The organism is Acinetobacter pittii ANC 4050 (genome assembly GCF_000399685.1).
GTDB lineage: Bacteria > Pseudomonadota > Gammaproteobacteria > Pseudomonadales > Moraxellaceae > Acinetobacter > Acinetobacter pittii_E.
This window is the reverse complement of record NZ_KB976987.1, coordinates 1,467,893-1,489,632: the sequence shown is the minus strand read 5'-3', so window position 1 is coordinate 1,489,632 and position 21,740 is coordinate 1,467,893. Positions and strand designations below refer to the sequence as shown.

Genomic DNA, 21,740 nt, shown 5'->3' with positions numbered 1-21,740 from the left:
TGCCGTCTAAAATTTAAACTTATTAAAGTGATGCTATCGAAAAATAATTCCGTTATCAATTATTTTGTTTTATATTGTGGTATAAAATTTTGTATTGTGAAATTTTTACCTTAAATCACTTTAAATGATGGATTTATGCGTAAATAAGCATCTAGCTCTGCGAAGGAAATGAGAAGCTAGCTATAGAACAGTGAGTGGAAATAATATGAAGACCAAAATTACAGAACTATTTGAAATCGAGCATCCTATTATTCAAGGCGGTATGCATTATGTTGGTTTTGCAGAGCTGGCGGCTGCGGTTTCAAACGCGGGCGGTTTAGGCATTATCACTGGCCTGACTCAGCGTACGCCTGAAAATTTGGCAAAAGAAATTGCACGTTGCCGAGAAATGACCGATAAGCCTTTCGGGGTAAATTTAACCTTTTTGCCTACGGTGAATACTCCTGATTATCCGGGTTTTGTAGATGCAATTATTAAAGGTGGTGTAAAGATTGTAGAAACAGCAGGGCGGAATCCTGAACAAGTCATGCCGTATTTAAAAGCTGCTGGCATTAAAGTAATTCACAAATGTACTTCAGTTCGACATAGCTTAAAAGCTCAGCAAATTGGGTGCGATGCGGTTTCTGTAGATGGTTTCGAGTGCGGTGGTCACCCCGGCGAAGATGATGTGCCCAATATGATTTTATTGCCTTTAGCTGCCGATGCATTAGAAATCCCATTTGTTGCCTCAGGTGGAATGGCAGATGGACGCTCACTCGCCGCTGCTTTAGCGATGGGTGCCGATGGAATTAATATGGGAACGCGCTTTATTGCGACTCAGGAAGCTCCCGTACACGCAAATGTAAAACAGGCAATTTTAAATGCAACCGAACGAGATACACGTTTAATTATGCGCGCTTTACGCAATACAGAACGTGTTATGAATAATGCTGCTGTAGAAAAAATCGTGGCAAGAGAAAAAGCACTCGGCGATAACATTAAATTTGAAGATATTATCGAAGAAGTTGCAGGTGTTTATCCAAAAGTCATGATTGATGGTGATGTTAATGCAGGTGCATGGTCATGCGGTTTAGTCGCAAGCTTGATTCATGATATTCCGACATGCGATGAACTGGTTAACCGAATTGTCAAAGAGGCAGAAGATATTATTCGTGGGCGTTTATTAGGACTTTTATAGAATTATCCTAGCTTCTATAACTCATTATTAGCTTATTTTATATAAGATCAGCACAAGTTTTAATTGTGCTGACTTTTTGCATCACTCACACAATAATAAAGACATAAAACGGCAAAAAATAAGCCTAAAATACAGACACCCATCCATCCGTAGTGTTTCCAAGCATAGCTTCCCGCTGTTGTGCCTAATGCGCCGCCAGCAAAGTAACCTGTCATATAAATCGCATTAAACCGTGAGCGTAATTCTTGATTAAGTTTAAATACGATACTTTGGTTGGTGACATGAACAGCAGAAAGTGAAGCGTAGAGAATGAGTAAAGCAATAATATAAAAGGCGAAATGGTAGGCTAAAAGTGAAAAAAGAATCCAACTTACAATAAGCCCGACGCCACAATAAATTGAAATTTTATGGATATAGCCTTGGTCAATAAATTTGCCTGAGAAATTGGCAACGAACGTTCCTAACACGCCAACAAAACTGAAAAGCCCAATTGTAAAGTCGCTAAAAAAAAAGGGTGCTGGAGCCAAAAGCAACGACATGGTCGTAAAGGTTAAACTCACACAAGCAAATGTAAAACCACCAATATAAGTTCTGGTTCTTAAACGTCGATTTTGAATAAAAATCTGCGGAAGTGAGCGGATGGTTTTTGCATAGTTTTCAGATTTAGTCGGTGGGAATAACCCGATATTACGGTGCAAAATAAAGGCAATAATAAGTAATAGAAAACCACTGACCAGATAAATAATGTTCCAAGCAAAAAGAGTAGACATCAATCCTGATAGGGAACGGGCGAGTAAAACCCCCATCATCAGTCCGCTCAGTAAAAAACCAACCACACGGCCACTTTGTTGAATCGGAACCAGACTTGCAGCAAGGGGTAATAACAATTGAGCTGAACTGGAAAATAGACCAGTAATGACGGTACCAAGCAGTAAAAGATAAATATTGTGCGAAAAACCGCTAATAATTAATCCACTTGAAGCCAATAACATAAAGATAAATAGCAGTTTGCGCTTTTCTATTAGGTCGCCCAACGGCATTAAAAAGAGTAAGCCACATGCGTAGGTGATTTGGGCTAGAGTTGGCACCCACGCTGTAGTTGTTTCGGTTAAATTTAGGCTTACACTAATTGAGTGAATAAGTGGCTGACTAAAATAATTTCCACCTGTACAAATGCCTGCGGCAATCGCCATTAAAATAATGGTTGGGGTATAGAGTGCGTTTTTCATCATGCCTTAGTCATAATGAAAGTGGAACTTTAATCAACACAACCATGACTGTTTTAAGTACGATTGTTAGTGCGTTTCATTCAAGGCATCTTGAATATTGTGCACCATGTGAATTAAACGTGGTCCAATTTCACCTTCAAGTTTTTCCGGATTTAAATGAAAACTTGGCGCACCACAGTTAAAAACATAAAGACCATGTTTGGAGCTGACTAAAGGTACAGCCACCGAGTTCACTTCTTTATGCCACTCGCCTAAAGACAAACAATATCCATAATCTTGGTAATCACGGAAAGCTCGCTCTAAAGAACGTTTTATGGCTGGCCAGTTTTCGGGATTCTTTTGTTTCAACGCATCAAGTAGAAAGTTGCGTTCACGTTCAGGGGTCGCAGCTAAGCATGCTCGGCCCATTGAACTACTATGAATTGGCAAAGTCGAACCAATGGGACGGCGCATATTTAATGCAGTTTCAATTTGCACAACATCGATATACACCATATTTAAGCGATCACGCGTTGCCATCGCTACAGGTGCTTGAACATACTGACTCATCTCTTCCATATATTGATGAGCAATATTGCGAATCGAGATGTTAGATAATGCTGCGTATCCTAAAGATAAGACACCAATATCTAGTGTGTATTTAGTCGAATTAGGCAATTGTTTTAAATAACCTAATGACACAAGGGTATTGGTAATACGTGCAATGGTCGGTTTCGGTAAACCTGTCATTTTTGCTAATTCTTGGTTGCCAAGCACCTGATTATTTGCAGAAAAGCATCTTAAAAGTTCTAAACCGCGCGCTAAAGAAGCAATAAATTGCGGGTTATTTTCCCGATGTATATGCGAAATAGGATCTAAACGTATCTCATCAAAATTTATTGGTTTTTCAGTTTCCGTGTTTTGAGACATTCGATCCTCAAATATAATTAAAGCAATAGTTTTGCCATTATATTTCGCTCTGCAAAATAAATCCATTCATCACTGCGCTGTTGTGATGAATGGATATCTGGTGCAGTTTATGAAACGTTTTCAATCACCATTGCAAGACCTTGACCTACACCAATACATAGGCTCACCACGGCATATTTCTTTTTACGGCGAATTAACTCGCGAGCTACTGTTAAGCTAAGACGAGCGCCAGATGCACCAAGTGGATGACCAACAGCAATCGCGCCACCGTTTGGGTTCACACGTGGGTCATTAAAATCAACATCTAAGCCTTTTAAACAAGATAAAACCTGTGAAGCAAAGGCTTCATTAATTTCAATAATATCCATGTCATCTAAAGTAAGACCAGCACGCGCAACGGCTTTCTTAATAGCTTCGATCGGGCCTGCACCCATAATGCGCGGTTCAATACCCGCAGCTGCGGCTGATAAGATTTTTGCCATTGGTTTTAGGCCATATTTTTGACCAGCAGCTTCTGAACCAATCAAAAGTGCTGCTGCACCGTCGTTAATCCCTGAGGCATTACCAGCTGTAACCACGCCACCTTCAAATAGAGGTTTTAACTTTGTGAGTGCTTCAACAGTTGAGCTTGGGCGAGGGTGTTCATCTTCTGAAACGAGTTTAGGCGGTAATTTTTTGCCTTGAAAAACTTCAATTGGAGTAATTTCATCGGCAAAGAAACCTTCTTCTTTGGCTTTTTGATATTTGGCTTGTGATTGAGCTGCAAATAAATCAGCTTGCTCGCGGGTAATACCAAAGTCAGCAGCAACGTTATCACCCGTTTCAGGCATTGAATGTCCGCCGTACTGAGCAATAATTTTTTTATTTGGAAAACGAGATCCAATGGTGGTGTCATAAATTTTTGCATCACGGCTATAAGCACTTTCGGCTTTACCCATTACAAAAGGTGCGCGAGACATACTTTCTACACCACCTGCGATATAGAGTTCGCCTTCACCACAAGTAATGGCACGTGCTGAATCAATCACAGCACCTAAACCACTAGCACATAGGCGGTTTACCGTCTGGCCCGGTACAGTGACAGGTAAACCTGCAAGTAACAGGGCATTTCTCGCCACATTACGACTATCTTCACCCGCTTGGTTGGTGTCGCCTAAAATCACATCTTCAATATCCGCTCCCGGCACACCAGTTTTTTCAAGCAACTTTTGAATGACGGTTGCGGCTAAATCATCAGGACGAATTGAGGCAAGTTCACCTGCATGACGGCCAAATGGACTGCGTAAACCATCATAAATATATGCATTTAACATTGAGAAATTCCTTTTCAAGACTCGTGAGTAAAAGTAAGAGGTAAATGAAGTGCGACACGACGCTGTAACCACGGACTAGGGCGATAGCGCGGGTCATGCGTAAGTGCTGTTATATGGTTCAGAATGAGTAAGATTTTTTCGCTACCGACTTGATCGCCCCATTCAATTGGTCCAAACGGATAACCTAAACCAAGACGCACCGCGGCATTAATGTCATCTACCGTGGCAACATTTTGCTGGGCAATATCACAGCCTAGATTAATCACCATCGCTAAAACACGCTGAGCAACAAAGCCCATACTTTCATTAATCATGCTCACCAGATTTCCATCTAGATTGAAAATAGAGTGAGCGGCTTGTCGGTATTCAGGTTTGGTAACAAGTGAAGGCATCAAGGTGCGGTGCTTTGCAATGCCATAAAGCATGTCGATAGCAACAGCTTGTTCTGGGTTAATCCCTAGGCGGATTGCCGCTTGGGTTGTGTCTTCACCGTAGCAAGCGAGTAAACATAAACTATCTGTTTGAGGTTCGGGGTTGGTGTCTAGGTCAATATTTTGCTGAGTTAAATAATCTTCAAGCTGTTTTTTATCGTCTAAGAAATCTGCCGCAATCCAAACTTTTGGATATTGCGTTAAACGCTCTACAAACTTGGCAGGTTGTTCACCTGTTTTTGAACCAGTTTCATAGTTATAAAAACCTTGATTAACTTTACGTCCAAGTTGTTTGGCATCTAGCATTTGTTTGGTCAGCGGGTTTGGTTTGTAGCGGGCTTCTTCATAGTATTGGTGATAAATCGACTCCATCACAGGATGAGAAACATCAAGGCCAGTTAAATCGAGTAATTCAAAAGGACCCATTCTAAAACCAACGCCATCACGTAAAATTCGGTCAATTTCACTGATGTCACAGACGTTTTCATTTAAAATTTTAAGCGCTTCGGTTCCATAAGCTCGGCCAGCGTGATTAATAATAAATCCAGGGGTGTCCTTCGCAACAACAGGGCGATGACCAAATGCACGAGACAGATCATTTAAAGCATCAATAATAAGTGGGTCAGTTTTTAAACCACGAATGACTTCGACTACTTTCATGAGTGGAACTGGGTTAAAAAAGTGATAACCCACAACACGCTCAGGCTTTTTGCAGTTTGCCGCAATGGCTGTAATAGAAAGAGAAGAGGTGTTTGAGGCTAAAATGGTGTTTTCTGAAACAATGTCCTCAAGCTGTTGCATCAAACTTTGTTTGATATCGAGACGTTCAATAATTGCTTCTACAATAAGGTCGCAATTTTTTAAATCGTCAATTTGCTGAGCAACAATTAAATGGTTATTTGCCGCTGCTGCTTGCTCAGATGTAATTTTATTTTTGTCGACTAACTTTTGAAATGTGGCAGCTAGTTTTTCTTTAGCCTGTTCTGCTGCGCCTGCTTTGGCATCATATAAATAAGTAGTATGACCTGACTGCGCCGCAATTTGAGCAATACCACTGCCCATAATACCGACACCAATCACAGCCATGCTTTTAATATCATAAGTCATGTCGATCATCCTGATAATTAATCTATATTTGAAATTAAACGGAAAAATAGGGTGGGGTGATTTAGCTTAAGCATTGTTTATCACCATCAATGGGTAAGATTTGTCCTGAAATTGAGCGACCACTATCTGAGGCTATAAATAGGCATAAATCTGCAATATGCTTTGGATTTACAAAATATTTGAGCGACTGATTTTTCAGTGCGTTTTGAGTCACTTCTTCAAGTGAGGTATGCGCTACATCGGCACGGGCCTGTAATACACGTTGAACTCGATCACCATCTACTGCACCCGGAAGAATAGCGTTAACTCGAATATTGTCTGCACCGAGTTCCATAGAAAGCGTTTTGGTAAAACCAATCAGCCCCCATTTTGAAGTGGAATAAGCCAATCGGTATGGATAACCTAAGCGGCCGGCAATAGACGACATATTTATAATTACGCCTGCTTGTGCTTTTTTTAAATAGGGAATGGCTAACTGGGTAATTAAAAAAGTACTATTCAGGTTTAAATTAATCACCGTGTTCCAATCATCAAAACTTAGTTCATCTGCGGCAACAGTCGGGCCTGAGATGCCGGTGTTATTGACTAAAATATCAATACCGCCAAGTTTCTGAACTGCTTCATTAAACATGAGTTTAATTTGCTCATGATCAGCCAAATCACACGTATGTATATGCAGCTTAGGATAATCTTGTTGTAATTGTTCTAGGCTTTTAGCACTAATATCACAAACGAAAACTTCATCATGATTGTTTAAAAAGACTTCAGCAATGTATCGTCCAATCCCTGAACCACCTGCACTAATTAATACTTTTCTACTCATTTTCATTCCTTTGTTATTATCGTTTTAAATTATTTACCTTGATAAGACGGTTTACGTTTTTCAATAAAAGCTTGAACGCCTTCATTTTTATCTTCGGTAGAAAACAGTAACTGGAATGATTTTCGTTCTAGAGTTAAGCCTGCATTTAATGGCACGTCTTCGCTCATGAGTGCAACTTCTTTAATTTGTTGCAGGGCAATAGGAGGCATTTTTGCGAGGCTCTGTGCCATTTGAATCGCAGTTGGAATGGTTTGGTCGTCTTCTGTGACTTGTGAAACAAGACCGATGATATAAGCTTCTTCGGCTTTCACCATAGCACCCGTCATAATCATGCGCATGGCATGAAATTTACCAACCGCACGGAATAAACGTTGTGTCCCACCAGCACCTGGCATTAAACCGACTTTAATTTCCGGTTGACCAAAGGTTGCGCCTTTACCTGCAATAATAATGTCAGCGTGCATTGCAAGTTCGCAGCCACCCCCTAATGCATAACCATTTACAGCAGCAATCACGGGTTTAGGGCACTGAGCAATCGCATTCCAATAACGTTCAGTGTGTCTTAATAACATTTCAGTTGAAGTTGCGGTTGCCATTTCTTTTAAATCAGCACCTGCCGCAAAGACTTCCTCACCACCTGTGAGCACAACTGCATTGATCTCATCGTTAAAACTTAATTCGGTAAAAGCTTGTGCTAATTGTTTGCGAACCTCTGTATTCAGTGCATTTTTTGCTTCAGGTCGGTTAATTTTTACAATCGCTATTTTTTGAATAGAAAAGTCGACTTCTACGAAATTATTCCCTGTTAATACACTCATTTTTGAATTCCTTGTTTCGCATATCAAAACTATATTCCTTTTATGATGCTTATTTTGGAATTTATTTCAAGTCTTATTTAGTCCATTAGAGCAATTAGGATTTATTAAATAAGCTAAGTATTTGATATTCCGTAATGGTGTGTTTTTAAATTTCGTTTAACGAAATTAATTTTCAAAAAAGCTTGAAATTTGTATTTTCGTTCTCGTACTATGAAACACATCCGCAGTAAACAAGATTTAAAACATGGTATCCAGACAAGCTGGAGATGGCTGATGGGTACGATGGAAATACATAAAAAGGGAGATCACAGATGATCCGTGATGAAGGGATGTTGGAGCAGTTACTTTCAACAATTCGAGATTTTGTAAAAAATGAATTGATCCCTCGTGAAAACGAAGTGGTAGAGAAAGACAAAATTCCGGATGACATTGTGCAGCAAATGCGTGAGCTAGGTTTGTTCGGTCTCACAATTCCCGAAGAATATGGTGGCCTAGGCATTACCATGGAAGAGGAAGTCAGAGTTGCATTTGAACTTGGACAAACTTCACCGGCTTTTCGTTCTTTAATTGGTACCAATAACGGGATTGGCTCAAGTGCAATTTTGATTGATGGCACAGAAGAGCAAAAGCAAAAATATTTACCTCGTTACGCAAGTGGCGAAATTATTGGTTCATTTTGTTTAACCGAGCCTGAATCTGGTTCTGATGCGGCTTCTTTAAAAACTAGTGCCGTAAAAGATGGCGATTTTTATGTATTAAACGGTACCAAACGTTTTATTACCAATGCACCTCACGCTGCAACTTTCACCGTAATGGCGCGAACCAATCCTGAAATTAAAGGGTCAGGCGGTATTTCAGCTTTTTTAGTTGAGGCCAATACACCAGGTATTACATTGGGAAAAATTGACCAAAAAATGGGACAAAAAGGCTCACACACCTGTGATGTAATTTTTGATAACTGCCGTGTACCTGCTTCTGCATTGATTGGTGGGGTAGAGGGTGTCGGTTTTAAAACGGCCATGAAAGTGCTTGATAAAGGTCGCTTGCACATTGGTGCCTATAGTGTGGGTGTTGCTGAACGCATGCTAAACGACGCATTGCACTATGCGATTGAACGTAAGCAGTTTGGTCAGCCTATTGCAAATTTCCAGCTGATTCAAGCCATGCTTGCTGACTCAAAAGCCGAAATTTATGCGGCTAAATGTATGGTTTTAGATGCAGCCCGCCGCCGTGATAATGGTGAAAACATTAGTACAGAGGCATCTTGCGCAAAAATGTTTGCGACCGAAATGTGTGGCCGCGTTGCCGACCGCTGTGTACAGATTCACGGTGGCGCAGGCTATATCAGTGAATATGCCATTGAACGTTTTTATCGCGATGTCCGTTTGTTCCGTCTCTATGAAGGAACCACACAAGTTCAACAAATTATTATTGCCAAAAATATGATTAGGGAAGCTACAGCCTAATAAAAAATCAAATGCCATGAGGCATTGGATGCCTCATGTTCCTTCTGAGGATATGGATATGACAACAGAAACAGTTACGCAAAATACGGCTAGCAGTGAAGCTATCCAGACACCAAAAAAAATTTGGATTACCGCATTTATATTCGCTTTTTTAACATTGTTGTGTGATGGGGCAGACTTAGGGTTTTTGGCATTAAGCCTGACCAGTCTTAAAACAGAATTTCATTTGACGGGGGTACAAGCTGGAACACTAGGTAGCTTAACGCTTTTTGGATCGGCTATAGGTGGTCTGATTGGTGGCTGGGCGTGTGACCGTTTTGGGCGAGTTCGCATCATTGTGTTCTTTATTGCTTATTCTTCAGTTTTAACCAGTGCACTGGGTTTTGCTGATTCTTATATGCAATTTGCAGTTTTAAGAACCTTTGGAGCGATGGGCTTAGGTGCGCTCTATATTGCTTGTAATATTTTAATGTCTGAAATGGTGCCAACCAAACATCGCTCAACTGTTCTGGCTACGCTCATGACAGGTTATACCTTGGGTTCTTTGCTAGCGACTTTATTAGCAGGACATATTATTCCTGAACATGGCTGGCGTTTCCTGTATTGGATTGCGATTACTCCTGTAGTGTTGTCAATTTTGATGCACTTTTGTGTACCTGAACCAGAGTCTTGGAAAAAATCTCGTCAATTAAAAGCGTTAGAAGTCGCTCAAAGTAACCAGCCTAAAAAACGTCAAAATCCATATCTTGAAATTTTAAGAGATAAGAAACATGGCACCATGTTTGTTCTTTGGATAATTAGTACTGGTGCATTGCAGTTCGGTTATTACGGCGTAAGTAACTGGTTACCAGCTTATTTAGAGTCTGATCTTGGTATCAAGTTTAAAGAAATGGCCATGTATATGGTCGGTACTTTCCTGATTATGATGTTCGCCAAAGTGATTGCAGGAATTATTGCCGATAAATTAGGACGCCGTGCTGTATTCGCCTTCGGAACCATTGGGACTGCCTTATTTATTCCAGTTATTGTTTATTTAAATACACCAACCAACATTTTATGGATGATGCTGTTCTTCGGTTTCCTTTACGGTATTCCATACGCAATTAATGCCACTTATATGACTGAAAGCTTCCCAACTTCCATTCGTGGTTCGGCAGTGGGTGGTGCTTATAACATCGGCAAAGTACTTTCAATTTTCTCTCCATTAACAATTGGTTATCTATCACAACATGGTTCTATTGGCTTAGGGCTTTTAGTAATGGCTGCAGCTTATTTTATCTGCGGGGTAATTCCATTGTTATTTATTAAAGACCGACTATTTAACCCGCAAAAGGCAGAGTGACAGATCAATCTGTCACCTTAAATTAAGGATGAAAAGGGACAAGTGAGATGATAAATAAAATCACCAGTGACATTGAACCAATTTTAAAAGCGATTCCTGATGGAGCAACCATCATGACAGGCGGGTTCGGTGTGACGGGGCAACCTGCTGAATTAATTGAAGCCTTAATTGATTTAGGAAAAAAAGAACTCACCATTGTAAATAACAATGCGGCTTCTGGTGATCGTGGTTTAACTAAGCTCATTATTGCGGGTTGTGTTAAAAAAATGATTTGTTCATTTCCGAAATCTGCTGGATCAACCGTTTTTCAAGACTTATATCGTGCGGGAAAAATCGAGTTAGAACTGGTTCCACAAGGTAATTTGGCATGTCGGATTCAGGCAGCGGGGGCTGGTTTAGGTGCTATTTTTACTCCGACTGGCTATGGCACCAAAGTCGCCGAGGGTAAAGAAACACGAACTATTAACGGTAAAAATTATGTACTTGAATATCCACTTGAAGCTGACTTTGCATTGATTTATGCCGATAAAGCCGACCGTTGGGGCAATTTAACTTACCGCAAAGCAGCCCGCAATTTTGGGCCAATTATGGCAAAAGCCTCTAAGACCACAATTGTTCAAGTGAATGATACCGTAGAGCTAGGAACGCTTGACCCAGAGTGCATTATTACACCGGGAATTTTTGTTCAGCACGTTGTAAAAGTAGGAGATATCTAATGTCAGTTCAAAAGCGTTCTCGTGAAGATATTGCCAAACTCATTGCTAATGACATTCCGGAAGGTTCTTATGTCAATTTAGGCATTGGCTTACCGACCAACGTTGCTAAATTTTTGCCAAAAGACAAAGAAATCTTTTTACATTCGGAAAATGGTGTCTTGGCTTTTGGTCCACCACCACAACCGGGTGAGGAAGATGAAGACTTAGTGAATGCCGGAAAAGAACTTGTCACTTTATTAGATGGTGGATGCTTTATGCATCATGGTGACTCGTTTGACATTATGCGTGGCGGTCATTTGGACATTTGTGTGATTGGGGCATTCCAAGTTGCGGTAAATGGAGACTTAGCAAACTGGCATACCGGTAAAGCAGATGATGTACCCGCAGTTGGCGGTGCTATGGATTTGGCAGTCGGTGCTAAAACAATTTATGTCTATATGGAACATGTCACCAAAAAAGGTGAGTCCAAAATTGTAAAAGAACTGAGCTATCCAATGACAGGTGAGCAGTGTGTAAATCGTATTTATACCGATTTATGCATTATTGAACTCAAAGACCAAAAAGCTTATGTCACGGAAATGGTGGAAGGCTTAAGTTTTGATGAATTACAGGCAGTCACAGACTGTGAATTAATCGATGCACGTGTAGCCTAAATATACACGGATAAACGCTTCTTTAAGGATTAAGAGATGAAAAAATTAATTTTAGCTGCAGCTTGCGCTGCGGCTTCAGGGACTATTTTTGCAAATTCTTCAGATACAACAGAACAAAGAATTAATTTGCTAGAAACCGAGCTGCAAAAATTAAAAGCAGAACTTGCTGCTCAGAAACAAACTCAAAATAATTTACAGGTTAAACAGGTAAAGATCGAAGAGAATATCGAAAAAACTAAAGCAATGGTAACAGAGAAGCCCATTGCTCCTTCATGGGTCACTTGGACGGATAATGTGAAGGTTTACGGTATTGCCCGTGTTGATGCAGCGGTCGATTTTAAATCATCACCTGACTCGGGCGGTAGAACGACCAGCAGTCTGTACCGAACACCTTTTGAAAGTGAAAAGCGTTCAAATCATGCGCGCTCTGATGCGATGATTAATGCAAGTCGAATTGGTGTTTATTTTAATAGCCCAAATAAAGCAGTGACGGGAAATATCGAAGCCGATTTCTTTGATAGCTCTAACATGGGAACGGGGGATGGTAAATTCCGTATCCGCCATGCTTTTTTTACCTATAAAGACTGGACCTTTGGTCAAACATGGTCACTCATGTCTAACATGGAAACTCGTACCGAAGCTGTCGATTACACTCAATTTGTAGGAACCTCTTATACACGTACTCCTCAAATACGCTATGACTGGAAAATTGATGCCAATAATGATTTAAAAGTAGCCTTGGAATATACAGGTTCGAGAGTCTCGGCATTTCCAACTTTAACGGGTCGCTATACCTTTAAACAAGGCCCTTTAACGGCCCTTGCTCAAGGCTTTATTAATGAAAAATCTACGGATGTCGCAACTGCTACGGTTAAGAAAGTAAGCTGGGGCGCTGGCGGCGGCTTAAAATATCAACTCACGCCACAACAATCGGTACAAGCAAATTATCAATATATTGTTGGCGATCAAAAATTTATGCCTTACACCACCCAAAGTGGCTTGGCAAATTCGGCAAGTTTAAATGCAGCGGGTGATTTTTCTTTAAATAAAGACAAAACAGAGTTGGTGATGAATAAGTTGAATAGCATCAATATTGGTTATTCATATAAATTCAACGAGCAATGGCGTGCAAACTTATCGGCTTCAATGTTTGATTATGATGACGACACGGCTTATGCCAAACTCAATCCAGATGCCAATAAACGCTTAACTGACTATGCCGCGAACGTCTTTTATTCACCGATTGAGCAAATGGATATTGGTATGGAATATCATCAAGGTAAACGAGAAGTATTTGATGGCAGAACCGCTGATGTATCACGCGTAAACTTTGTATCGATGTATAAATTTTAAAATGGGGCGTAATTAAAAATGGAAAAAATAGTTGAGCCCAATGCAGAAAATATACTGTCAAAAAGCTTTATTTTTATCATGGCAATGACATGTGGAATTTGTGCGGGTTCAAACTATTATAACCAGCCCTTAATCTATTCAATTGCTGAAGCATTAAGAGTTAATGCAGATCAAGTCGCTTTAACTATTGTGATTAGCCAACTGTCCTATGCAGTTGGCCTTTTTATATTAGTTCCCTTAGGCGACTTCTTTGAAAAGCGTAGTTATATTTGCTTGCTCATGTGTTGTACGGGCTTTGCACAAGTAGGGCTATCCTTAAGTCAAACCTTGCCAGCTTTATATGGCTTTACCTTTTTAGCCACGTTCTTTTCGATTGCGACTCAAGTTTTAGTCCCTTTTGCCGCAGGTTTAGCCAGCCCGAAAAAAAGTCCTCAAGTTGTAGGCACTCTCATGAGTGGTTTGTTCTTGGGAATATTATTGGCACGTTCTATTGCCGGTTTACTTTCTACAGTTTGGTCGTGGCATGCGGTTTATTTAATTAGCGGACTTGTCATTTTGGTGTTTGCTTGGGTAATGTGGGTGAAATTGCCAATTGCGCGTAAGTCTCATCAACTTAATATTCTACAGATCTATGGTTCACTATTTTCATTAGCTGTTCATCAGCCTCATTTACTACGCCGTGGTTTGGCAGGGGGAATTGGCTTTGGTATTTTGGCTCTCATTTTTACCACCATGACTTTTATTTTGGCGAATGAGCCTTATCACTTTAACGATTTCCAGATTGGTTTATTTGGAATTGTTGGGTTAGCTGGTGTATTTGCGACCCCATGGGCAGGCAAGAAAATTGCAGCAGGACTTGAAAATAAAATTGCAGTGATTTGCATGGGGCTATTAATAAGTGCATGGATACCACTATTTTTTGCCCAGCAATCTTTGGTGGCCTATGCTGTTGGCGTGATTATGGCGTACTTTGGTTTGTCGGCATTTCATGTGCTTAACCAAAATCTGGTCTACCGAATTTCGGCCGAGGCGCGTTCTCGTATTAATTCAATTTATATGACCTTATATTTTGGTGGGGCTGCTTTAGGTTCTTTTATTGCGGTTTATGCATGGAAACACTGGGGATGGGAAGCGTGTGCTGCCTTAGGTTTAGCGATGGCAATGGTGAGTTTTATGATTGATCGCTTAGATTTTTATGAAATGAACAAGATTGCAAAGCAAGAAAAAGCTCCATAAACAGGAGCTTGGATATTTTATTATTTTCGAATAATCATTAAGGTTGCCGAGGCAAAGGCATACACTTTGCCATTTTCATCTACGATTTTTCCTTCGGTACTAATAATATTGCGGCCTGCGTTAATCAACTCGGCTGTCGCATAGTACGACGTATCAACTTGCATGGGACGGATCATTTTTACATTTAAATCAATAGTTCCATAGCCAACGCCATGTTCAAGTAATGTATGAGCTGCGCTGCCTGTTGCTGTATCTAAAGCGGTGGCGCAAAAGCCGCCGTGTACACCGCCTTGTATATTTCTATGTTCTTTGCGAGGAGTAACTTTATAAGTTGCTTTACCTTCGGAAACTTCAACGAGTTCCATCGGTATGGTGTGAGCCATAGGTGATGGAGAAACTTCACCATTTTTTAAAGCGGTTAAAAATTCGAGACCTGTGTATTTCGGGCTTTCCATAAATCGTCCTTGGATGATTAAGCAATCTAATTACCATACTATAAATTGAATTTTTACGGAATAAAATTTTGCTATACAAAATTTAAAATTATTCTTATAAACAATATTTATTAATTTATTTCTAATATTTTTACTTTAAAACATGAACTTACATTTTATACCTATATTTTGGTGACAATAATTTTATTAAATTAGTGAAAATATATTTTGCTATAAGAAATTTTTTGATATTTTGGTGAGATTGAAACAATAAAAGTCCATTTAAGGAAAAAACGATATCTGCCCCCTAACAAAGGCAGTAACGTGAAAGGGAAAAACTATGCCTTTATATAAAGCTCCATTACGTGATATGCAATTTGTGCTGCATGAAATGCTTCAAACAGAACAGAACTACCAAGGTTTAAGCAAATATCAGGAAAGCGTAAATCGAGAATTAATTGATCAATATTTAGAAGCAGCAGCAGATTTTTGTGAAAATGAGTTGGCACCGATTAACCAAAATGGTGATCAGGAAGGGTGTCATTTAAATCAAGGCGTAGTTACAACGCCGAAAGGTTTTAAAGAAGCCTACCAAAAATATGCCGAATTAGGTTTTACCTCTTTAACGGCCGATCCGGAATATGGTGGGCAAGGCTTACCGACATTGTTGCGGATCGCTATTTCTGAAATGTTATGTGGTTCTAATTGGGCGTGGGCAATGTATCCGGGTTTGTCTCATGGCGCGATGAGAACCATTGAGCACCATGGTACTGAGCAACAAAAACAGCAGTATTTGACTAAACTCATTAGCGGAGTCTGGACTGGAACCATGTGTTTAACCGAATCACATGCGGGTTCGGACCTTGGGTTAATTAGAACGAAAGCAGAACCAAATCCGGATGGTAGCTACTCCATTACTGGCGAAAAGATTTTTATCTCGGCGGGTGAACATGATCTTTCCGAAAATATTATTCATATTGTTTTAGCTCGTTTACCTCAGGCACCCGCAGGGACCAAAGGTATTTCTTTATTTATTGTGCCTAAATTTAATGTAGATGATGAAGGTAATTTAGAAGACCGTAATAAAGTCGTCTGTAGCGTGATTGAACATAAAATGGGGATTCATGGAAATGCCACCTGCGTACTAAATTTTGATGGCGCAAAAGGTTACTTGATTGGTCCGGAAAATCGCGGGCTCAATTGTATGTTTACCTTTATGAATACCGCACGTATTGGAACGGCAGTACAAGGGCTCGCTGCTTCTGAAATTTCATTTCAAGGCGCATTAAGTTATGCCAAAGAGCGTCTCGCCATGCGTTCGCTATCTGGTCCTAAATATCCTGAGAAAAATGCCGATCCAATTATTGTCCATCCCGCTGTACGTTCAATGTTAATGACCCAAAAAGCGTTTTCTGAAGGCGGCCGTGCATTAGCTTACTTTTTAGCTCAGCATGTCGATATTGTGGAAAGCTCAAATGATCAGCAACAGCAAAAACACTCAGATGAATTACTGGCTTTTTTAACGCCAATTGCCAAAGCTTTTTTAACCGAGTCAGGCAATGAGTCTGCCAAGCATGGCGTTCAAGTATTCGGTGGTCATGGTTTTATTGTTGAGCATGGAATGGAGCAAATTGTACGTGATGCGCGTATCTCAACATTGTATGAAGGAACGACCGAAATTCAGTCTTTAGATCTACTTGCACGTAAAGTTCTCAAGTCAGAAGGCAAACTTCTAAAAAATATGACAGATCTAATTGATCAATTTATTGGTCAAGCGCAATCCAATGAAGTCTTGGAACCTTATTTAGAAAAATTAGCTGAGCTTAAGCAGCAGTGGCTGTCACTGACCAAATCGATTGCAGAGAAAGCCAAGCACAACCCAGAAGAAATAGGGGCCGCTTCGGTGGATTATCTTTATTTTTCCAGTTACGTCGTGTTCGCGTATTTGTGGGCTCGAATGGCACAAGTTGCCCATGAAAAATTAGAATCAGGTACACAAGAGCAAGCTTTTTATAAAGCAAAATTAACTACTGCTAAGTTTTTCTATCAAAAGCTTTTGCATCGTACACAGAGCCATGCTGCTTCTATTGAATCTGGCGCTGACGCTGTGATGGAACTCGATCAAGATGCTTTTGCATTTTAGTGAATAGTCATTGTTAGAAACACTAGGTGAAATTTACATGCGGAATTTTACCTAGTGATTAAATTTGTAATTTTAGACTCATGAGTTTTTGGTAGGAAAAACCAGTTGAGCCAAACAAATAGAGGGTTAACATAAGCATTAAAACGTGAATTTTCATCAAATATTGATGTTGAATAAGGACTACGGAAAGAAAATCATGAATGCTTATTATCAATTATTGAATAGAACAATTGGTCCTCAAGGTGAAGTCATTGCTCATTATTGCTCAACTGTTCATGCACAAGGGGCATGGAATCCTCATGAACAGCATATGGCACCTGCAAGTGGCGTAATTGCGGCAGAGTTAGAGCAATTTTCACCACGACAAGATATGCGAATTGGTCGAATTAGTTTTGATATTTTTGGATTGATTGCGTTTGGTGAATTTACGATTAAGACCCATGTGATTCGTGCCGGTAAAACCATCGAATTGATTGAAGCAGAAATGCAAGCGCAAGGTAAAACCTGTATTGTGGCTCGAGCGTGGCGCATGTGTACTCAAGACAGTTCCGCTATTGCGGGGCTTGAAGATCAGCCCATTCATCATCCAGATACCTTTACAGAATGGACGGGCATGAAAAGATGGCCAGGTGGTTTTATCCAGACATTAGTCACTAAAACTGATGATCAGCACCGCGCGGGTAAAGGTATTGTTTGGCTCAATAATGATATTGAAATCGTGGAAGGGCAATCGACCACAGATTTTGCGCATTTAATTGGTATGGTAGATACCGCAAACGGCATTGTACCAAGACAAGAAGGCGAATTTACTTGGGGTTTTCCAAATCTTGATTTGCAAGTTCACATGCACCGTTATCCGCAAGGTAAATGGTTAGGTCTGGAAACCGTTCAGCAATATGGGGCTGATGGTATTGGTTTAACTAGTGCAGTTTTACATGACGTGTATGGTCCATTTGGTCGAAGCGAGCAGATTTTGACGTTACGTAAAATGGCTAAATAAATATTTGAGCCAATAAAAAAGTCATCCCTAAGGATGACTTTTTTATTTTGAGATTTAATTTTTAAGCAATTTCTTAGCTACGCACTTTAAGAAGTGTTGGTGTAAGTTCATCCCAGCGCTGTTTTGCAGCGTCCATTGCTTTCATTTTAATATGACCATAACCACGAACTTCTGCCGGTAATTTTGCAATTTGTTCAGCAACTGCCAAGTTGTGATTTTCTGGAGCTTCAACGAGTGCTTCAACAAATGCGATGTAACGATCACGCCATGCTTGTTCGTGCTGACGCTCTTCTTGACGCGCAAATGGGTCGAGGAAAGTTTCACGAAGCCATTGTAAGCGAGCAAGCATCATCATTGGGAAACGCATCCAGTAACCAAACGCACGTTTACGAACATTTTTCAGACCACCGAGTAACGCTGGTGGAGCAAGATGATACGTTAAACGTAAGCCTTTACCGAATTGGGTTTCGATCGATTCTTTAAAACTTTTACCTGTTAACAGACGTGCAACTTCATATTCATCTTTATATGCCATAACTCTATAAAGCTGAGTTGCAATCGTACCTGTTAATTCTTCAGGTAACTTTTTAGCTGCCAGTTCTACAAGTGTACGGTATTTAGTTGCGTAAGCTTCATTCCAATAGTCCGTTAGACGAGCAGAACGGTCTTCAACAAGTTCAGCTAAAGTTTGCGGAGTTTTGGTTTTTGGCATTGCCGCAAGTAAACGTGCAGCTAAAGTTGGGTCACTTGCAAGATGACAACCCACGCGGAAAGCTTCGAGGTTCTTTTCAACAGCAGTACCATTTAAGCGAATTGCTTTTTCAATGCTTTCACGCAGTAATGGAATGCGACCAGACTGCCATGCCATACCGAGTAATAACTGGTTGGTATAAATTGAATCACCTAAGAGTAGTGTTGCAATACGAGCTGCTGGCAGAGAAACCAGTTGACCTTGACGAACACGACCACGAAGGCGGTCAATTAAATCGCTAATAGGCGCATACCAGTCACGAGATTTAATAAACTCAGAAGTAGGCGTACTGTCTTCATTTACAATAACCAATGCATCATCTTTTAAGCGAGAGAGAGCAGCGCTACCACCAGCGACTACAGCATCAGCACCGATGAGTAATTCACATTGACCTGCTGGAATTTTAGTAGAAGAAATTTGCTCATCACTTGCTGCAAGTTGTACGTATGAATAAACCGTACCACCTTTTTGGGCAAGTCCAGCCATGTCCATAACACGTGTTGCTTTGCCTTCTAGGTGAGCTGCCATACCAAGCAGTGCACCAATCGTCACAACACCCGTACCACCAATACCGCCGACCATAATACGACTTGGAACGTCATATAACTGAGGAATAATTGGTGATGTTGGCCAGCCTGCGCCAATGCCTTCAAATTTAGCTGGTCGTTTCATATCACGTGTATGAACAGTCACAAAACTTGGGCAGAAACCTTCAGCACAAGTGAAGTCTTTATTACAGCTACTTTGGTTAATTTGACGTTTAGTACCTAAAGCTGTCTCTACTGGTTCAATAGATAAACAGTTTGATTTTTTCGAACAGTCGCCACAACCTTCGCAAATATCACTGTTAATGTATAAACGTTCAGCTGGGTCAGGGTAGACATCACGTTTACGGCGACGACGTTTTTCACTGGCACAAGTTTGTACATAAATTAAAGCGGTTACACCTGAAACTTCACGTAATTCGCGTTGAACTGCATCAAGTTCATTACGGTGGCGAATTTCTACGCCCGGTGCTATGCCGTCTTCTTCGTTTAATAGCTTAACTTCATCAGTCACGATGACTTGTTTTTTAATACCTTCCGCAGCAAGTTGACGAGTTAACTGCGCAACGCTTAAATGCCCATCTACATGCTGCCCACCTGTCATAGCGACCGCATCGTTGTAGAGGATTTTGTAGGTAATATTCGTTTTTGCAGCGATAGATTGGCGAATTGCTAAGTAACCAGAGTGGAAGTAAGTTCCATCCCCAAGGTTAGCAAAAATGTGTTTTTCATTGGTAAATGGTGATGCACCAACCCAACTTACGCCTTCACCGCCCATTTGCGAGAACGTTTCGGTACCGCGGTCCAGTGAAACAGCAATATAGTGACAACCAATACCACCTAGCGCACGGCTACCTTCAGGGACAACTGTTGAAGAATTATGAGGGCAACCACTACAGAAATACGGTTTACGTTCAGCAAGATCAATGACACGTTTTGATTCTTGTTCTGCTTTTAGCAGTAAGTCGATTCTGCTTTGGATTTGTGTTTTTAAGTTTTCTGGAATATCGAGTTTTAAGAAGCGAACAGCCAACATTTTTGCAATTGGTTCTGGTTGGTACTCATAGTGACCAATGAGAGGTGCTTCTTCAATAGTGGTACTCCATTCACCTTTACCATCAGTTGCTTTACCAATGACACGAGGACGTTTGCCATCAGGCAATGAGTACAGCTCGTCTTTAATTTGCGTCTCAAGAATTGGACGTTTTTCTTCAATAACGATGAGCTCTTCTAAACCTTCGGCAAATTCACGAATGCCTTGTGGTTCTAAAGGCCAAATCAGACCAACCTGATAAACACGTAGCCCGAGCTGTTGGGCAGTTTCATCTTCAATACCTAAAATACGTAAGGCTTCAATGGTATCTAAATAACCTTTACCACTTGCGGCAATACCGACACGGGCATTTTCACAAGGCCATGTTACGGTGTTGATTTTATTCGCGCGAGCATAGGCCAAAACAGCAGGTAAGCGATATTTATAAAGGCGTTCTTCTTGCTGAATGCCATGATCTGGCCAACGAATATTAACGCCGCCCTCTGGGAAATTAACATCTTCTGGAATAACCGGAGTAACACGATCTAGGTCGACATGAACAGAAGCAGAAGTTTCAACAATTTCACTAACCAGCTTCATTGAAGACCAAAGGCCAGAAAAACGTGAAACAGCAATGGCATGAACACCAAAGTCTAAAATTTGTTGAACGGATGTTGGGTAGAAAATTGGAATACCGCAACCAATCATGACATGTTCAGACTGGTGAGGGATTGTAGAAGATTTACATGAGTGGTCATCACCAAATAAAGCAACAACACCACCACGTTCAGAGGTACCAGCTAAGTTAGCATGGCGGAGTACATCGCCTGAACGGTCAACACCCGGGCCTTTACCATACCACCATGAAGACACTCCATCATATTTGCCTTGGCCTGAAAGATTAACTTGTTGGGTACCCCAGATTGCGGTAGCAGCCAAGTCTTCGTTTACACCAGGTTGAAATACAACATTATGGGATTTAAGTAATCCTTGAACTTGCCAAAGGAAACTATCATAGTTACCAACAGGAGAACCGCGATAACCAGAAATAAAACCAGCAGTATGATAACCATTCAACGCGTCACGGCGAGTTTGGGCAAGAGGCAACCGAACAAGTGCCTGAATACCGGTCATATATGCTGTACCGTTATCACTTACATATTTATCTTCAAGTGACACATCCTTTGTTGCAATAATATTTGGAGTGACTTTTGTAGCTATATTCATTTATATCTCCTTAGAATTTTTAGTAGCTCGGACT

17 protein-coding genes are annotated in these 21,740 nt (G+C 40.6%); 9 read left to right on the top strand and 8 right to left on the bottom strand.

Annotated features, from left to right (window positions below; genetic code table 11):
• Window positions 1-205 precede the first annotated feature (205 nt).
• Window positions 206-1,177, top strand: coding sequence for an NAD(P)H-dependent flavin oxidoreductase (locus tag F931_RS10785; protein WP_016141396.1), 972 nt, complete (start codon window positions 206-208; stop codon window positions 1,175-1,177).
• 59 nt (window positions 1,178-1,236) lie between these two features.
• On the opposite strand, the gene F931_RS10780 is transcribed toward F931_RS10785, so the two are convergent.
• From F931_RS10780 to dcaE, 6 genes are all read right to left on the bottom strand, one after another.
• The gene (locus F931_RS10780) at window positions 1,237-2,409 is read right to left on the bottom strand and encodes an MFS transporter (RefSeq protein ID WP_025470327.1); all 1,173 of its coding nucleotides are present in this window, start codon (window positions 2,407-2,409) and stop codon (window positions 1,237-1,239) included.
• Window positions 2,410-2,472: 63 nt separating this feature from the next.
• Window positions 2,473-3,315, bottom strand: a complete 843-nt coding sequence (gene dcaR / locus F931_RS10775) for an IclR family transcriptional regulator (RefSeq protein WP_000081480.1) — start codon at window positions 3,313-3,315, stop codon at window positions 2,473-2,475.
• 107 nt (window positions 3,316-3,422) lie between these two features.
• On the bottom strand, window positions 3,423-4,628 hold the full coding sequence (gene dcaF, locus F931_RS10770) for a 3-oxoadipyl-CoA thiolase (RefSeq protein WP_016141394.1): 1,206 nt from the start codon (window positions 4,626-4,628) through the stop codon (window positions 3,423-3,425).
• Window positions 4,629-4,642: 14 nt separating this feature from the next.
• The gene (dcaH, locus tag F931_RS10765; protein ID WP_016141393.1) at window positions 4,643-6,166 is read right to left on the bottom strand and encodes a 3-hydroxyacyl-CoA dehydrogenase; all 1,524 of its coding nucleotides are present in this window, start codon (window positions 6,164-6,166) and stop codon (window positions 4,643-4,645) included.
• 61 nt (window positions 6,167-6,227) lie between these two features.
• Entirely contained in the window at window positions 6,228-6,989 is a 762-nt protein-coding gene (gene dcaG, locus F931_RS10760; protein WP_016141392.1) for an SDR family oxidoreductase, read from the bottom strand.
• Between the two features lie 29 nt (window positions 6,990-7,018).
• Window positions 7,019-7,807, bottom strand: a complete 789-nt coding sequence (gene dcaE / locus F931_RS10755) for an enoyl-CoA hydratase (RefSeq protein ID WP_016141391.1) — start codon at window positions 7,805-7,807, stop codon at window positions 7,019-7,021.
• Window positions 7,808-8,118: 311 nt separating this feature from the next.
• Between dcaE and F931_RS10750 the strand changes: the two genes are divergently transcribed.
• The 6 genes from F931_RS10750 to dcaY are packed head-to-tail and all read left to right on the top strand — an operon-like array spanning window position 8,119 to window position 14,573.
• On the top strand, window positions 8,119-9,273 hold the full coding sequence (locus tag F931_RS10750) for an acyl-CoA dehydrogenase family protein (RefSeq protein WP_004793088.1): 1,155 nt from the start codon (window positions 8,119-8,121) through the stop codon (window positions 9,271-9,273).
• A gap of 58 nt (window positions 9,274-9,331) precedes the next feature.
• On the top strand, window positions 9,332-10,615 hold the full coding sequence (dcaK, locus tag F931_RS10745) for an MFS transporter (protein ID WP_212749811.1): 1,284 nt from the start codon (window positions 9,332-9,334) through the stop codon (window positions 10,613-10,615).
• A gap of 47 nt (window positions 10,616-10,662) precedes the next feature.
• Entirely contained in the window at window positions 10,663-11,331 is a 669-nt protein-coding gene (gene dcaI / locus F931_RS10740) for a 3-oxoacid CoA-transferase subunit A (protein WP_016141389.1), read from the top strand.
• Window positions 11,331-11,984: a 3-oxoacid CoA-transferase subunit B gene (gene dcaJ, locus F931_RS10735; RefSeq protein WP_016141388.1), complete on the top strand. Its 654-nt coding sequence runs from the start codon at window positions 11,331-11,333 to the stop codon at window positions 11,982-11,984. The genes dcaI and dcaJ overlap by 1 nt, the downstream gene beginning before the upstream one ends.
• A gap of 36 nt (window positions 11,985-12,020) precedes the next feature.
• Window positions 12,021-13,337: an outer membrane trimeric porin-like protein DcaP gene (gene dcaP / locus F931_RS10730; protein ID WP_016141387.1), complete on the top strand. Its 1,317-nt coding sequence runs from the start codon at window positions 12,021-12,023 to the stop codon at window positions 13,335-13,337.
• 18 nt (window positions 13,338-13,355) lie between these two features.
• Complete coding sequence (dcaY, locus tag F931_RS10725; protein WP_016141386.1) at window positions 13,356-14,573, top strand: MFS transporter; 1,218 nt, start codon at window positions 13,356-13,358, stop codon at window positions 14,571-14,573.
• Between the two features lie 20 nt (window positions 14,574-14,593).
• Here the strand turns inward: dcaY and F931_RS10720 are convergent, their stop codons facing one another.
• Window positions 14,594-15,043 (bottom strand): PaaI family thioesterase, encoded by a 450-nt coding sequence (locus F931_RS10720; protein ID WP_079284144.1) that lies wholly within the window; start codon window positions 15,041-15,043, stop codon window positions 14,594-14,596.
• A 304-nt stretch (window positions 15,044-15,347) separates the two neighbouring features.
• On the opposite strand from F931_RS10720, the gene F931_RS10715 reads away from it, so the two are divergent.
• Both F931_RS10715 and F931_RS10710 read left to right on the top strand, forming a co-directional pair.
• A complete protein-coding gene (locus tag F931_RS10715; protein ID WP_016141385.1) occupies window positions 15,348-17,150 on the top strand; it encodes an acyl-CoA dehydrogenase C-terminal domain-containing protein in 1,803 nt (600 codons plus the stop codon).
• 196 nt (window positions 17,151-17,346) lie between these two features.
• A complete protein-coding gene (locus tag F931_RS10710; protein ID WP_016141384.1) occupies window positions 17,347-18,150 on the top strand; it encodes a thioesterase family protein in 804 nt (267 codons plus the stop codon).
• 73 nt (window positions 18,151-18,223) lie between these two features.
• Here the strand turns inward: F931_RS10710 and iorA are convergent, their stop codons facing one another.
• Complete coding sequence (gene iorA / locus F931_RS10705; RefSeq protein ID WP_016141383.1) at window positions 18,224-21,706, bottom strand: indolepyruvate ferredoxin oxidoreductase family protein; 3,483 nt, start codon at window positions 21,704-21,706, stop codon at window positions 18,224-18,226.
• Between the last annotated feature and the right edge of the window lie 34 nt (window positions 21,707-21,740).